Raw genomic sequence first — 15326 nt, forward strand, 5'->3', positions numbered from 1 at the left:
ACGAGCAGGTAAAAAAGTGAATGTGCACAACCGGTACTACTTTTACCACTGAGAGGTGCATCCAGAAAACCGCAGGTGTAGCCGAAATTTTTGATTTTTAGACCATCCTGCGTGCAAAACTCAAGCATTGTACGGGTTTGTCGGCCCCAAGGCATCGCCCGCGCGCTGGGTGACAGCATCGCCAGATACGCGGGGCACACTCGCCAATTGGAGCACGCATTCTCTTTTGTGACAAAGGCTTATGAGGTGTTTTTTATGAGCGAAGTGAAGCAGTATCTCGATGACATCCCCGTCGCTTGACGGTTAACCTCTAGGCGGGCTCTCGCTTGCGGGCGGAGCCGCCCTCCCCTACTGCAAGCCGGATAACGATGCTGACTTGGTTACAACGCAATACTTTCGATTTCCCGCCACTGGCCAAAGCCATGCGCGAACCTAACGGGCTATTGGCCGCCGGCGGCGATCTGTCCGCCGACCGGTTGATCCAAGCCTATCGCCACGGCTGCTTCCCGTGGTTTTCCGAGGGCCAGCCGATCCTGTGGTGGTCTCCGGATCCACGCACCGTGCTGTTTCCCGACGAACTGCATGTCTCCCGCAGCCTGGGCAAGCTGTTGCGCAAGCAGCGCTATGAAGTGACGTTCGACAGGGATTTTGCGGCGGTCATCAAGGCCTGCGCCGAGCCGCGGGACTATGCCGACGGCACCTGGATCACCGAAGCCATGCAAACCGCTTATCTGGAGCTGCACCGTCGTGGCTTCGCCCATTCGGTGGAGGTTTGGGACCAGGGCCAACTGGTGGGAGGCCTGTACGGCCTGGCCATGGGGCAGTTGTTTTTTGGCGAATCCATGTTCAGCCGGGCCGATAACGCGTCGAAATTCGGCTTCGCGACGCTGGTCCAACACCTCAAGGCGGCCGGTTTTGTACTCATCGACTGCCAGATGCCCACCGAGCACCTGCATAGCCTGGGTGCGCGCTCGATTCCACGCGCTGAATTTGCGGGCTATCTAAAGGGACATCTGGACCTGCCCAACCAGGCGACATGGGTTTGCTGAGCGACATTCGCGCTCCTGGCTTACAATTAAATTCAAAGCTTATCCCGAGGGCCGATCATGACCGAGTTGGCGCGTTTGAAGTTCTATGCCACTCAGCCCCATTCTTGCAGTTACCTGCCCGAGGAGCAGGCCACGACGCTGTTCCTCGACCCTAGCCAGCCCATGGATGTGCATGTCTACGCAGACCTGTCGGAGATGGGCTTTCGGCGCAGCGGCGATCATCTCTACCGGCCGCATTGCCAGCATTGCAATGCGTGCGTTCCCGCGCGCATCCCCGTGGCCCAGTTCGTCCCCAATCGCCAGCAGAAACGCATTTTCAAACGCAATGCCGATCTTCTGGTCCGGCCAGCCAAGCCTCAATTCAGCGAAGAGTATTTCGACCTGTACCAACGCTACATTGAACAACGCCACGCCGATGGCGACATGTACCCGCCCAGTCGAGATCAGTTTTCAACCTTCCTGGTGCGCGACCTGCCGTTTTCCCGCTTCTATGAATTCCGCCTCGAAGGACGACTGGTGGCCATTGCCGTCACGGATTTGCTGCCCAACGGGCTGTCCGCGGTCTACACCTTCTATGAGCCCGGCGAAGAACGGCGCAGCCTGGGGCGCTTTGCCATTCTTTGGCAAATCAACGAAGCCCGGCGCCTGGGGCTGGAAGCGGTGTACTTGGGCTACTGGATCAAAAACTGCAAAAAAATGAATTACAAAACCCAATATCGACCCATTGAGCTGCTAATTAACCAGCGATGGGTTGTTCTCAGTTAGAACCCCTTGGCTTAAACCCCCTTTTTCGGGCACAATGCACGCCGCTTTTGCCTGGCGCAGTTGCACCGGGCCATTCACTGGATACCGAGGGCTTTACTGCATGTCGAAAGAAGACAGCTTCGAAATGGAAGGCACTGTCGTCGACACCCTGCCCAACACCATGTTTCGTGTGGAGTTGGAAAATGGGCACGTCGTAACCGCGCACATCTCCGGCAAGATGCGCAAGAACTACATTCGTATTCTTACCGGTGACAAAGTGCGCGTCGAGCTGACGCCCTATGACTTGAGCAAAGGGCGCATCACTTACCGCGCTCGCTAACAAGTCAATACAAAACGCCCGGCTGATGCCGGGCGTTTTTGTTTGTCCGCGATTTACCCCTCTCTCCATGAACACACAGAACCCTGCGGGAGCGAGCTTGCTCTTGATTCGGTGGGCCAGCTTGCACCAATGCCGAATGCACCGCCGCCATCGCGAGCAAGCTCGCTCCCACAGGGGATTGATGCGAGTTCGGAATAGCAAAAAGGCGCCTTTCGGCGCCTTTTGCTTTGTTGCGGATAACGATCAGGCCATTTCGGCCGTGGTTTCGAAGTCGAAGGTCAGTTCGCCGTCCTTGATGTCGATGTGAACCACACCGCCATGTTCGGCCAGTTCGCCAAAGAGGATTTCCTCGGCCAGCGGACGCTTGATCTTGTCCTGGATCAGGCGAGCCATTGGTCGCGCCCCCATCGTCACATCGTAACCACCTTCCGCCAGCCAGCTTCGGGCCGCGTCGGTGACTTCCAGCAGCACACGCTTGTCTTCGAGCTGCGCCTGAAGTTCGGTAAGGAACTTGTCCACCACGCTTTTGATGACCTCATGGCTGAGGCGACCAAACTGGATAATGGTGTCCAGGCGGTTGCGGAATTCAGGCGTGAAGCTCTTCTTGATCACTTCCATCGCATCGGACGAATGGTCCTGATGGGTGAAACCGATCGAAGCGCGCGCCGCGGTTTCGGCACCAGCGTTCGTGGTCATGATGATGATCACGTTGCGGAAGTCCGCCTTGCGCCCGTTGTTGTCGGTCAGCGTGCCGTGGTCCATGACCTGCAGCAGCAGGTTGAAGACTTCCGGATGCGCCTTCTCGATTTCGTCGAGCAGCAATACGCAGTGTGGCTGCTTGGTGATGGCTTCGGTCAGCAGGCCGCCCTGGTCGAAACCGACATAGCCCGGAGGCGCACCGATCAGACGCGATACGGTGTGGCGCTCCATGTACTCGGACATGTCGAAGCGCACCAGTTCGATGCCCATCGCCTTGGCCAGCTGCCGTGCCGCCTCGGTCTTGCCCACACCGGTAGGACCGGCGAACAGGAAGGAACCGACTGGCTTGTCTGGCGACTTGAGACCGGCGCGAGACAGTTTGATGGCTGTCGACAGCGAGTCGATGGCCGCATCCTGGCCGAACACCGTCAGCTTCAGGTCACGCTCCAGGTTACGCAGCAGCTCCTTGTCGGAACTGGTGACGTGCTTAGGTGGAATCCGCGCGATTTTCGCCACGATATCCTCGACCTGAGGCACTTCGATGCGCTTGACGCGTTTTTCCACTGGCTGCAGGCGCTGGTAGGCGCCCGCCTCGTCGATGACGTCGATGGCCTTGTCCGGCATGTGCCGGTCATTGATGTAGCGCGAGGCCAGCTCAGCCGCGGCGCGCAGGGCTTCATCGCTGTATTCGATGTTGTGGTGCAGCTCGAAACGACCCTTCAGGCCGCGCAGGATGCCAATGGTGTCTTCCACCGAAGGCTCCGACACATCGACCTTCTGGAAACGCCGGGCCAGGGCACGGTCTTTCTCGAAAATCCCGCGAAATTCCTGGAACGTCGTCGAACCGATGCAGCGGATATCACCCGAAGACAGCAGCGGCTTGAGCAGGTTCGAGGCATCCATGACGCCACCGGAGGCAGCCCCGGCACCGATGATGGTGTGGATTTCATCGATGAACAGGATCGCCTGCGGACGCTTTTTCAGCTCGCCGAGCAACGCCTTGAAGCGCTTCTCGAAATCGCCGCGGTACTTGGTGCCGGCCAGCAAGGCACCCAGGTCAAGGGAATACACCACGCTGTTGGCCAGCAGGTCTGGCACCTGGTTGTCGACGATGCGCTTGGCCAGGCCTTCGGCAATCGCGGTCTTGCCCACGCCCGCCTCGCCCACCAGCAGCGGATTGTTCTTGCGACGCCGGGCCAGGATCTGCGCAACGCGCTCGACCTCGGCCTCGCGCCCGACCAGCGGGTCGATACGCCCCTGGCGAGCCAGCTCATTCAGATTGCTGGCATAGGCATCCAGTGGGTTGCCTGAGGAAGAAGACTCACCGCCCTCGTCGTCCTGCATATCCTGCTCACCCTCGGAATGATCGCCATGCCCCGGCACCTTGGAGATGCCATGGGCGATGTAGTTGACGACATCGATGCGCGCAACGCTCTGCTGCTTGAGCAGGAAAACCGCCTGGCTTTCCTGTTCGCTGAAGATGGCAACCAGCACGTTGGCGCCGGTGACTTCACGTTTGCCCGAGCTCTGTACATGAAAGACAGCACGCTGCAGGACACGCTGGAAGCCCAGGGTTGGCTGGGTTTCCCGATCCTCATCATGGACGGGGATCAAGGGCGTGGTGGAGTCGATGAACTCCTGCAGATCATGCTTGAGTTTATCGAGGTTCGCGCCGCAGGCACGCAGAACGGTGGCGGCAGCCTCGTTATCCAATAGGGCCAGCAACAGGTGCTCGACGGTCATGAATTCATGACGCTTCGAACGAGCCTCCTTGAAGGCAAGATTGAGGGTGACTTCGAGCTCGCGGTTTAACATAGCTTCACCTCATACCCAAGTGGTCGGCGTTAACCGTCCTTCTCGATTTCACAGAGTAGCGGATGCTGGCTTTCCCGGGCGTACTGGTTGACCTGCATTGCCTTTGTCTCGGCGATGTCGCGGGTAAACACTCCACATACTGCCCGTCCCTCTGTATGGACGGCCAGCATGACCTTGGTCGCCAGCTCGCGATTCAGGTTAAAAAACACCTCGAGCACTTCGACGACGAAATCCATCGGTGTGTAGTCATCGTTGAACAAAACCACCTTGTACATCGGTGGCGCCTGTAATGCGGGCTTTGCTTCCTGAACAGCAATGCCTGCGGAATCGTCGTCATGTAGATCCGGGCGATCCTGATTGAATGTTAGTCGAATCTGGCTGATTGCATGCATGGAAAGAAAGGTTCGTTTAGTTGGCGAATACAGTGATGGGGGCGCTTGCAGGCGATTTCAACCGCGACCACCCGGTCACCTTGACTATCGGGAAAACGGTGTTACAACCAATAGAGCCCATCGTGGGTTAAAAAGGTCCGTGGAATCGAATCCTGTCTTCAAGATTAGCCTGCGGATGAACTGGATGATACTCCAGTGATGGAGTGTGTTGCAGAGGGATGTGGGTTATGTCGGTCGTCAAGATGAGTGGCAAGGTGAAATGGTTCAACAATTCCAAGGGTTACGGTTTCATTCTCGCGGCCGGCAGGGACGATGAAGATCTTTTCGCCCACTACTCGGCAATCAACATGGATGGCTACAAGACCCTGAAGGCCGGACAGCCTGTGACATTCGACATCATCCAGGGGCCCAAAGGGCTGCACGCGGTAAACATCAGCGTGATCACCGTCGAAGATACGCCGATCCCTGTCAATGCAAGGGTCACCGAGACCCATTGACCGGCCGTCGCCGCCCTGGCAAATGAAAATGCCCGGCTCGATCACTCGAGCCGGGCATTGTTGCTACGTGCCGATCCGCTTACATGTGCGAGATCAGGGCATCGCCGAAGCCCGAGGACGACACCAGCTTGGCGCCCTCCATCAGGCGTTCGAAGTCATAGGTCACGGTCTTGGCCGAAATCGCGCCGTTGGTGCCCTTGATGATCAGGTCGGCCGCTTCGGTCCAACCCATGTGGCGCAGCATCATTTCAGCCGACAGGATCAATGACCCTGGGTTGACCTGATCCTTGCCAGCGTACTTGGGCGCAGTACCGTGGGTGGCTTCGAACATGGCCACGGTGTCGGACAGGTTGGCACCTGGCGCAATACCGATACCGCCCACTTCCGCCGCCAGGGCGTCGGAGAGGTAGTCACCGTTGAGGTTCAGCGTCGCGATCACGTCATATTCGGCCGGACGCAGCAGGATCTGCTGGAGCATGGCGTCGGCAATGGCGTCCTTGACGATGACATTCTTGCCGGTCCGCGGGTTCTTGAACTGCATCCAAGGCCCGCCGTCGAGCAAGGTCGCACCGAATTCCTCGGCAGCCACTTCGTAGGCCCATTCCTTGAAGGCACCTTCGGTGAACTTCATGATGTTGCCTTTGTGCACGATGGTCAGCGAATCGCGATCGTTATCGACAACGTATTGCAAGGCCTTGCGCGCCAGGCGCTTGGTACCCTGCTTGGAGACCGGCTTGACGCCGATGCCGCAGTCCTGGTCGAAACGGATCTTGGTGACGCCCATTTCTTCTTTCAGGAACTTGATGACCTTGGTCGCTTCAGGCGAACCGGCCTTCCACTCGATACCAGCGTAGATGTCTTCGGAGTTCTCGCGAAAGATCGTCATGTCCACGTCGCCAGGCTTCTTGACCGGGCTTGGCACACCTTCGAACCAGCGCACCGGGCGCAGGCACACATAAAGGTCCAGCTGCTGACGCAGGGCCACGTTCAACGAACGGATACCGCCACCGACCGGCGTGGTCAGCGGGCCCTTGATGGAAACCACGTAATCCTTGACCGCGTCCAGGGTCTCCTGAGGGAGCCAGGTGTCCTGGTCGTAAACTTGAGTCGCTTTCTCACCGGCATAGACTTCCATCCAGGAAATCTTGCGCTTGCCGCCGTAGGCTTTCTGAACTGCAGCGTCCACAACCTTGATCATGACCGGACTGATATCGACGCCAATGCCGTCACCTTCGATGAAGGGGATGATCGGGTTGTCGGGAACATTAAGAGAATGGTCTGCATTGACGGTGATTTTGTCACCGACAGCTGGAACCTGAATCTTTTGATACCCCATGCTGAACTCCGTTGCTTGGATTGAACATCTGGCTGCGTTCGAGCGTACCCCACTTGAATCGGCACGCAAACCCTACGTTCGGCTCATGCGGCATAAAGCGTAGCAGTAGGTGCCATACAAGGCCGAAGCTCAAGGGAAAAGCGCCAAACATGAGCATAGCCTGTCGCCCTGGCCCTGCGACGTTAAGACCAATGGACGTGTACGAAAGTCTATGAAGCATCGGCAGATTGCCAGCTACCTATGTATAATGCCGCCGCTGACCACAGGGTCACGCCGGTTGACGGCTCTATGACAGGGCTTTCGGCCAGTTAGAAGCCGGACCGTTACCGCGGCCCGACCGCTTGACGCTCGACTGATGCACCCAACATCACCGCGAAGAAACCTCGACACTCGGTTCACGGAAGACTTTGAACGAACGCGCTTACCCGGCGCCCTCGAGTTTCTGCGCATGCTTTAGCAAAGAAGAGAGTTAATCCGAATATGCCCACCCGCTCGAAGATCATCTATACCTTCACCGACGAAGCGCCCGCCCTCGCCACCTATTCGCTGCTGCCGATCGTCGAAGCCTTTACCGCTTCGGCCGATATCGCCGTGGAAACCCGCGATATCTCCCTCGCAGGGCGCATCCTGGCCAGCTTCCCCGAGCAACTGGGTGACAAAGCCGTAGCCGACCACCTCGCCGAACTGGGCGACCTGGCCGTTACGCCTGAAGCCAACATCATCAAGCTGCCGAACATCAGCGCCTCGGTGCCGCAACTGCAGGCCGCGATCAAGGAATTGCAGGCCCAGGGCTACGCACTGCCGGACTACCCTGAGACCGTGACCAGCGACGCCGACAAAGAAGCCAAGGCTCGCTACGACAAGATCAAGGGCAGCGCCGTGAACCCGGTCCTGCGCGAAGGCAACTCCGACCGCCGCGCACCGCTGTCGGTCAAGAACTACGCGCGCAAGCACCCGCACAAAATGGGCGCCTGGTCGGCCGACTCCAAGTCCCACGTGGCCCACATGAGCACCGGCGATTTCTACGGCAGCGAAAAAGCCGCCCTGATCGACGCCGCGGGCAGTGTGAAAATCGAGCTGATCGCTCAGGATGGCACCGCCACCGTCCTGAAAGAAAAAACCACCGTGCAAGCCGGTGAGATCCTCGATTGCGCCGTGATGAGCAAAAACGCCCTGCGCGACTTCATCGCCGCCGAAATCGAAGACGCCAAGCAAAAAGGCGTCCTGTTGTCGGTTCACCTCAAGGCCACCATGATGAAGGTCTCCGACCCAATCATGTTCGGCCAGATCGTCGCCGAGTTCTATAAAGAGGCCCTGGCCAAGCACGCCCAAGTGCTGGAGCAGATCGGCTTCAACCTGAACAACGGCATTGGCGACCTGTACGCCCGCATCAAGGCCCTGCCGGCCGAGCAGCAGGCGCAGATCGAAGCCGACATCCAGGCGGTCTACGCGGCGCGCCCATCCCTGGCGATGGTCAACTCCGACAAAGGCATCACCAACCTGCACGTGCCGAGCGACGTTATTGTCGACGCCTCGATGCCGGCCATGATCCGTGACTCCGGCAAGATGTGGGGCACCGATGGCCAGTTGCACGACACCAAGGCCGTGATCCCGGATCGCTGCTACGCCACCATCTACCAGGCGGTGATCGAAGACTGCAAGCAACACGGCGCCTTCGACCCAACGACCATGGGCAGCGTGCCGAACGTCGGCCTGATGGCCAAGAAAGCCGAAGAGTACGGCTCCCACGACAAGACCTTCCAGATCAAGGCCAACGGCGTGGTCCGCGTTTCCGACAGCACCGGTCGCACCTTGCTGGAGCAGAACGTCGAGGCTGGCGACATCTTCCGCATGTGCCAGACCAAGGACGCGCCGATCCAGGATTGGGTCAAGCTGGCCGTCAACCGTGCCCGCGCCAGCAGCACCCCGGCGATTTTCTGGCTGGACCCGATGCGCGCCCATGACGGCGTGGTGATCGAGAAAGTCCAGACCTACCTGAAGGACTACGACACCGCTGGCCTGGACATCCGCATCATGTCGCCGGTCGACGCGATGAAGTTCACCCTGGCCCGCACCCGCGAAGGCAAGGACACCATATCGGTGACCGGCAACGTGCTGCGCGACTACCTGACCGACCTGTTCCCGATCATGGAACTGGGCACCAGCGCCAAGATGCTGTCCATCGTGCCGCTGATGAACGGCGGCGGCCTGTTCGAAACCGGCGCTGGCGGTTCGGCCCCCAAGCACGTGCAGCAATTGCTGGAAGAAAACTTCCTGCGCTGGGATTCCCTGGGCGAGTTCCTGGCCCTGGCCGCGTCCCTCGAGCACCTGGGCGTGACTTACAACAACCCGAAAGCACTGGTGCTGGCCAAGACCCTGGACCAGGCTACCGGTGAGTTCCTGGACCGCAACAAGTCGCCTTCGCGCAAGGTCGGCGGTATCGACAACCGCGGCAGCCATTTCTACCTGACCCTGTTCTGGGCCCAGGCACTGGCCGCCCAGGATGACGACGCAGCCCTCAAGGCCCAGTTCGCGACCCTGGCCAAGACATTGACCGACAACGAAGAAAAAATCGTTGCCGAACTCAATGCCGTGCAAGGCAAGCCCGTGGACATCGGCGGCTACTACTTCGCCAACCCGGAGCTGACCAGCAAGGTCATGCGCCCGAGCAACACCTTCAACGCGGCGATTGCTGCGCTGGTGTAAGGTTGTAAGGGAACACCACGAACCCCGGCCTTGTGCCGGGGTTTGTGTTTCCAGACCCACCCATATCCCTTGTGGGAGCGAGCCTGCTCGCGATAGCGGTATAACATTCAACACTGATACTGACTGCCCCACCGCTATCGCGAGCAAGCTCGCTCCCACAGGGGGCTGCATTCCAATATGAGAATTAGAGGAGTCCCCATGGACTGGAACCCCCACATCACCGTCGCCACCATCGTCGAAGACAACGGCCGCTTCCTGATGGTGGAAGAATCCAAGGGTGGGCGCGCAGTGCTCAACCAGCCCGCCGGCCACCTGGACCCGAATGAAACCCTGATCGAAGCCGCCGTACGCGAGACCCTGGAGGAAACCGGCTGGGACGTCGAACCTACGAGCGTGGTAGGCATCTACCTGTACACCGCCCCCAGCAACGGCGTGACTTACCAACGGGTCTGTTTCGCCGCGAAGGCCTTGAACCATCGCCCTGACTATCAACTGGACGACGGGATCCTCGGCGCCAAATGGCTAAGCCGAGACGAACTGCTCGAACAGCGCGACCGCTGGCGCAGCGAACTGATCATCCGCTGCATCGACGATTATCTGGCCGGCCATTGCCACAGTCTGACGCTGATCCGCCCATCTCTTTAGCCTTGCGCGCGCGGGCCTGATAGAATCGCGTCCTTTTTCAAGACACTCATTGAATTCCTATGCGTGATCCAGCCCCTTCTGACACATCCAAGAAGCGCGTCATTGTCGGCATGTCCGGCGGCGTAGACTCTTCCGTTTCCGCCCTTCTGCTGATCGAGCAGGGTTATGAGGTGGAAGGCCTGTTCATGAAGAACTGGGAAGAAGACGACGGAACCGAATACTGCACGGCCATGGACGACCTTGCGGACGCCCAGGCCGTGTGCGACAAGATCGGCATCAAGCTGCACACCGCCAATTTTGCCGCCGAGTACTGGGACAACGTGTTCGAGCACTTCCTGGCCGAATACAAGGCCGGCCGCACGCCGAACCCGGACATCCTCTGCAACCGCGAAATCAAGTTCAAGGCGTTCCTCGACTACGCCATGATGCTCGGTGCCGACCTGATTGCCACCGGCCACTATGTGCGCCGCCGCGACATCGACGGCCGTACCGAGCTGCTCAAGGGCCTGGATCCGAACAAGGACCAGAGCTACTTCCTGCATGCCGTCGGTGGCGAACAGATCGCCAAGACCCTGTTCCCGGTGGGCGAGCTGGAAAAGCCCGAAGTGCGCGCGATTGCCGAGAAACATGAGCTCGCCACCGCCAAGAAGAAAGACTCCACCGGCATCTGCTTCATCGGCGAGCGCCGCTTCAGCGACTTTCTCAAGCAATACCTGCCGGCCCAGCCGGGCGAGATCAAGACCACCGAAGGCGAGGTCATCGGCCGTCACCATGGCCTGATGTACCACACCATCGGCCAGCGCCAGGGCCTGGGCATCGGCGGATTGAAAGACGCCGGTGAAGAGCCGTGGTATGTGCTGATCAAGGACCTGGAGCACAACGAGTTGATCGTCGGCCAGGGCAACGACCATCCGTGGCTGTTTTCCCGCGCCCTGCTCGCCTCCGACATCTACTGGGTCAACCCGATCGACCTGAGCGAACCGCGCCGCCTGACGGCCAAGGTTCGCTACCGCCAGAGCGACCAGCCCTGCACCCTGGAAAAAACCGCCACGGGCTATCGGGCCATTTTCGATGACCCGCAACGCGCGGTCACACCCGGTCAGTCCGTGGTGTTCTACGACGGCGAAATCTGCCTGGGCGGTGGCGTGATCGAAATCGCAGAGCCCTGGAGCAGCAAGGCATGACGCCTATTCAGGAACAACTGACGGCATTGGGCGGCGTGTTTCTCGCCGCCGTGCTGGTGGACCGGATCGCCAAGACCGGCCAGGCCACCGAAGCGGGCCTGGGCTGCATGCTCGGCAGCCTGCTGGTTCGCGACCCCAAGGACACCCTGGAAGTCTACGGAGGCGACGACCTGAACCTGCGTGAAGGCTACCGTGCGCTGGTCGGCGCCCTGGAGCGCGACCCCAGCGCCCTGCAACGCGAACCGCTGCGCTACGCCCTGTCGATGCTGGGCCTTGAGCGTCAGTTGGCCAAGCGTGACGACCTGCTGGAAACCATTGGCAAACGCCTGCCGCAGATCCAGTCCCAGGTCGAACACTTCGGCCCGTCCCACGAAAACGTCATTGCCGCCTGCGGCGCGCTGTACCAGGACACCCTGAGCACCTTGCGCCAACGCATCCAGGTGCATGGCGACATGCGCAACCTGCAGCAACCGAGCAACGCCTCGAAGATCCGCGCCCTATTGCTGGCGGGGATTCGCTCGGCACGGTTGTGGCGGCAGTTGGGCGGCCATCGCTGGCAGTTGGTGGTCAGCCGGCGCAAATTGCTTAAAGAGCTTTACCCGTTGATGCGCAACGAATAAGTCGCCTCAACCTGTTTTTTTGTGGCGAGGGAGCTTGCTCCCGCTGGGCTGCAACGCAGCCCCTTGTGTCCAACTGATACAACGGATTGCCAGGATTCAGGGCCGCTTCGCGCCCCAGCGGGAGCAAGCTCCCTCGCCACAAGTAATAACTAGTGTCTCGTTACGCGTAATACGCCGGTCAGTTGGCGACGGACCGGCGATGGTTTTCATGTATGATACGCGCCCCATTTCGTTGCCCGACTGTCCGAGAACACCCCATGCAGCTTTCTTCGCTCACTGCGGTTTCCCCTGTAGACGGCCGCTACGCCGGCAAAACCCAGGCCCTGCGCCCGATTTTCAGCGAGTACGGCCTGATCCGTGCCCGCGTCCTGGTTGAAGTGCGCTGGCTCCAGCGCCTTGCCGCCCACCCTGCCATCGGCGAAGTCCCGGCGTTTTCCGCCGAAGCCAACGCGGTGCTCAATACCCTGGCGGACAACTTTGCGCTGGAGCACGCCGAGCGTGTGAAAGAAATCGAGCGCACCACCAACCACGACGTCAAAGCCATCGAATACTTGCTCAAGGAACAGGCGGCCAAGCTGCCGGAACTGGCCAACGTCAGCGAGTTCATCCACTTCGCCTGCACCAGCGAGGACATCAACAACCTGTCCCACGCCCTGATGCTGCGCGAAGGCCGTGATGAGGTGATGCTGCCTCTGATGCGCCAGACCGCCCAGGCCATCCGTGAGCTGGCGATTCGCTTCGCCGACGTCCCGATGCTGTCGCGCACCCACGGTCAACCGGCTTCGCCGACCACCCTGGGCAAGGAACTGGCGAACGTGGTGTACCGCCTGGAGCGCCAGATCGCTCAAGTAGCCGCCGTGCCGCTGCTGGGCAAGATCAACGGCGCCGTGGGCAACTACAACGCCCACCTGTCGGCCTATCCGGACATCGACTGGGAAGCCAACGCCCGCGCCTTCATCGAAGACGAGCTGGGTTTGAGCTTCAACCCGTACACCACCCAGATCGAGCCGCATGACTACATCGCCGAACTGTTCGATGCGATTGCGCGCTTCAACACCATCCTGATCGACTTCGACCGTGACATCTGGGGCTACATCTCCCTGGGTTACTTCAAGCAGCGCACCATCGCCGGCGAAATCGGTTCCTCGACCATGCCGCACAAGGTCAACCCGATCGACTTCGAGAACTCCGAAGGCAACCTGGGCATCGCCAACGCCCTGTTCCAGCACCTGGCGAGCAAACTGCCAATCTCCCGCTGGCAGCGCGACCTGACCGACTCCACCGTACTGCGCAACCTGGGCGTGGGTTTTGCCCACAGCGTCATTGCCTACGAAGCCAGCCTCAAGGGCATCAGCAAGCTGGAACTGAACGAGCAGAAAATCGCCGCCGACCTGGACGCTTGCTGGGAAGTCCTGGCCGAGCCGATCCAGACCGTGATGCGTCGCTACAACATCGAAAACCCGTATGAAAAGCTAAAAGAACTGACCCGTGGCAAGGGCATCAGCCCTGAAGCGTTGCAAACTTTCATCGATGGCCTGGACATGCCTGCCGAGGCCCGCGCCGAGCTGAAGAAGCTCACGCCGGCCAATTACATCGGCAACGCAGCGGCACAAGCCAAGCGCATCTGACACACAGCTATACCTTGAGACGCCCGGCCGCGCCGGGCGTTTTTATTCGCGTCTGAAAAGTAATTTTTTTCAATAGGTTACACATGAATCCTGATATTCCTCTGCAACTCTTGGGCGGCATCACGGCACGGGAGTTCCTGCGCGACTACTGGCAGAAAAAACCGCTGCTGATCCGTCAGGCAATCCCTGACTTCGAAAGCCCCCTCGACGCCGACGAACTGGCCGGCCTGGCGCTGGAAGAAGAAGTCGAATCGCGCCTGGTGATCGAGCACGGCGAAACCCCTTGGGAAATGCGTCGCGGCCCGTTCGCCGAAGACGAATTCAGCAAACTGCCGGAACGCGAATGGACCCTGCTGGTGCAGGCCGTCGACCAGTTCGTGCCCGAGGTCGGCGAATTGCTGGAGCACTTCCGTTTCCTGCCAAGCTGGCGCATCGACGATGTGATGATCAGCTTTGCCGCCCCGGGTGGCAGTGTCGGTCCGCACTTCGATAACTATGACGTGTTCCTGCTGCAGGGTCATGGCAAGCGCAACTGGAAAATCGGCCAGATGTGCGACTCCCAGAGCCCGCTGCTGGAGCACGCCGACCTGCGCATCCTCGCGGACTTCGAGACCACTGACGAGTGGATCCTGGAACCGGGCGACATGCTCTACCTGCCGCCGCGCCTGGCCCACTGCGGCGTGGCCGTGGATGACTGCATGACTTACTCGGTGGGTTTCCGTGCACCGAGTGCGGCCGAAGTGCTGACCCACTTCACCGACTTCCTCAGCCAGTTCCTGCCGGACGAAGAGCGCTACACTGACGCCGACGCCCGCCCCGTGGCCGACCCGCATCAGATCCAGCACGACGCCCTGGACCGCCTCAAGGGCCTGCTGGCCGAGCACATGAGCGACGAGCGCTTGCTGCTGACCTGGTTCGGCCAGTTCATGACCGAGCCGCGCTACCCGGAACTGGTGGTAGGTCCGGAAATGGAAGATGACGAGCTGTTGGCCGGCCTGGAGCAAGGCGCGGTGATCATCCGCAACCCAAGTGCTCGCCTGGCCTGGTCGGAAGTTGACGACGACCTGCTGCTGTTCGCCAGCGGCCAGAGCCGTTATCTGCCGGGCAAGCTGCGCGAACTGCTGAAAATGATTTGCGCCGCCGACGCCCTGCACAGCGAAAACCTTGGCCCGTGGCTGGCCGACGAAGACGGTCGCAGCCTGATCTGCGAGTTGGTCAAGCAAGGCAGCCTGGGGTTCGCCGATGAATAAAATCCACGTTCGTGTCGCAGACTGGCAAAAGGATAACGCCGAGATCCGGCGCATTCGTGAGACCGTGTTCATTGCCGAGCAATCCGTGCCGCCCGAGTTGGAATGGGATGCCGATGACCAAGGTGCCGTGCACTTCCTGGCGTTTGAAGGCGACTTCCCCATCGGCACTGCACGCCTGCTGACCGACGGCCATGTCGGTCGTGTCTCGGTCCTCAAGGACTGGCGCGGCCTGAAGGTCGGCGATGCGCTGATGCATGCGGTGATCGCCGAAGCCGAGAAGCGAGGACTCAAGCAGCAGATGCTCAGCGCCCAGGTGCATGCCACGCCATTCTATGAGCGGCTGGGTTTTGCGGTGGTCAGCGAGGAGTTCCTCGAGGCTGGGATTCCTCATGTGGACATGGTGCGGCATTCGGCTTGACCC

The 15326-nt window shown here is 60.0% G+C and carries 14 protein-coding genes; 11 read left to right on the forward strand and 3 right to left on the reverse strand.

Going from position 1 to position 15326, the window contains the following annotated elements:
* Positions 1-368: 368 nt before the first annotated feature.
* From aat to infA, 3 genes are all read left to right on the forward strand, one after another.
* Positions 369-1049, forward strand: coding sequence for a leucyl/phenylalanyl-tRNA--protein transferase (gene aat / locus QNH97_RS17225; RefSeq protein WP_283553093.1), 681 nt, complete (start codon positions 369-371; stop codon positions 1047-1049).
* Between the two features lie 57 nt (positions 1050-1106).
* A complete protein-coding gene (locus QNH97_RS17230; RefSeq protein ID WP_283553094.1) occupies positions 1107-1814 on the forward strand; it encodes an arginyltransferase in 708 nt (235 codons plus the stop codon).
* 100 nt (positions 1815-1914) lie between these two features.
* Complete coding sequence (gene infA / locus QNH97_RS17235) at positions 1915-2133, forward strand: translation initiation factor IF-1 (protein ID WP_002553999.1); 219 nt, start codon at positions 1915-1917, stop codon at positions 2131-2133.
* A gap of 243 nt (positions 2134-2376) precedes the next feature.
* Here infA and clpA read toward each other — a convergent pair whose 3' ends face one another.
* Together clpA and clpS are read right to left on the reverse strand one after the other, a co-directional pair.
* Positions 2377-4647 carry an ATP-dependent Clp protease ATP-binding subunit ClpA gene (clpA, locus tag QNH97_RS17240; RefSeq protein ID WP_003203340.1) on the reverse strand — a complete coding sequence of 757 codons (2271 nt, stop codon included), beginning with the start codon at positions 4645-4647 and terminating at the stop codon, positions 2377-2379.
* 29 nt (positions 4648-4676) lie between these two features.
* Positions 4677-5039, reverse strand: coding sequence for an ATP-dependent Clp protease adapter ClpS (gene clpS / locus QNH97_RS17245; protein ID WP_015094394.1), 363 nt, complete (start codon positions 5037-5039; stop codon positions 4677-4679).
* 242 nt (positions 5040-5281) lie between these two features.
* Here clpS and QNH97_RS17250 point away from each other — a divergent pair, with 242 nt between their 5' ends.
* Positions 5282-5536 (forward strand): cold shock domain-containing protein, encoded by a 255-nt coding sequence (locus tag QNH97_RS17250; protein ID WP_283557502.1) that lies wholly within the window; start codon positions 5282-5284, stop codon positions 5534-5536.
* 79 nt (positions 5537-5615) lie between these two features.
* On the opposite strand, the gene icd is transcribed toward QNH97_RS17250, so the two are convergent.
* Positions 5616-6872: an NADP-dependent isocitrate dehydrogenase gene (gene icd / locus QNH97_RS17255; protein ID WP_283553095.1), complete on the reverse strand. Its 1257-nt coding sequence runs from the start codon at positions 6870-6872 to the stop codon at positions 5616-5618.
* Positions 6873-7352: 480 nt separating this feature from the next.
* Between icd and QNH97_RS17260 the strand changes: the two genes are divergently transcribed.
* The 7 genes from QNH97_RS17260 (at position 7353) to QNH97_RS17290 (ending at position 15323) form a co-directional block, all read left to right on the forward strand.
* A complete protein-coding gene (locus QNH97_RS17260; protein WP_283553096.1) occupies positions 7353-9578 on the forward strand; it encodes an NADP-dependent isocitrate dehydrogenase in 2226 nt (741 codons plus the stop codon).
* A 198-nt stretch (positions 9579-9776) separates the two neighbouring features.
* Positions 9777-10223: an NUDIX hydrolase gene (locus QNH97_RS17265; RefSeq protein ID WP_283553097.1), complete on the forward strand. Its 447-nt coding sequence runs from the start codon at positions 9777-9779 to the stop codon at positions 10221-10223.
* Positions 10224-10282: 59 nt separating this feature from the next.
* On the forward strand, positions 10283-11407 hold the full coding sequence (mnmA, locus tag QNH97_RS17270; protein WP_283553098.1) for a tRNA 2-thiouridine(34) synthase MnmA: 1125 nt from the start codon (positions 10283-10285) through the stop codon (positions 11405-11407).
* Entirely contained in the window at positions 11404-12027 is a 624-nt protein-coding gene (gene hflD / locus QNH97_RS17275) for a high frequency lysogenization protein HflD (protein ID WP_283553099.1), read from the forward strand. The genes mnmA and hflD overlap by 4 nt, the downstream gene beginning before the upstream one ends.
* A 257-nt stretch (positions 12028-12284) precedes the next feature.
* Complete coding sequence (gene purB, locus QNH97_RS17280; protein WP_283553100.1) at positions 12285-13655, forward strand: adenylosuccinate lyase; 1371 nt, start codon at positions 12285-12287, stop codon at positions 13653-13655.
* A gap of 83 nt (positions 13656-13738) precedes the next feature.
* Positions 13739-14905 (forward strand): ribosomal protein uL16 3-hydroxylase, encoded by a 1167-nt coding sequence (locus QNH97_RS17285; protein WP_025212992.1) that lies wholly within the window; start codon positions 13739-13741, stop codon positions 14903-14905.
* Positions 14898-15323: a GNAT family N-acetyltransferase gene (locus QNH97_RS17290; protein WP_025212991.1), complete on the forward strand. Its 426-nt coding sequence runs from the start codon at positions 14898-14900 to the stop codon at positions 15321-15323. Before QNH97_RS17285 ends, QNH97_RS17290 begins: the two co-directional genes overlap by 8 nt.
* The last annotated feature ends 3 nt before the right edge of the window (positions 15324-15326 follow it).

The organism is Pseudomonas sp. G2-4 (assembly GCF_030064125.1).
Taxonomy (GTDB): domain Bacteria; phylum Pseudomonadota; class Gammaproteobacteria; order Pseudomonadales; family Pseudomonadaceae; genus Aquipseudomonas.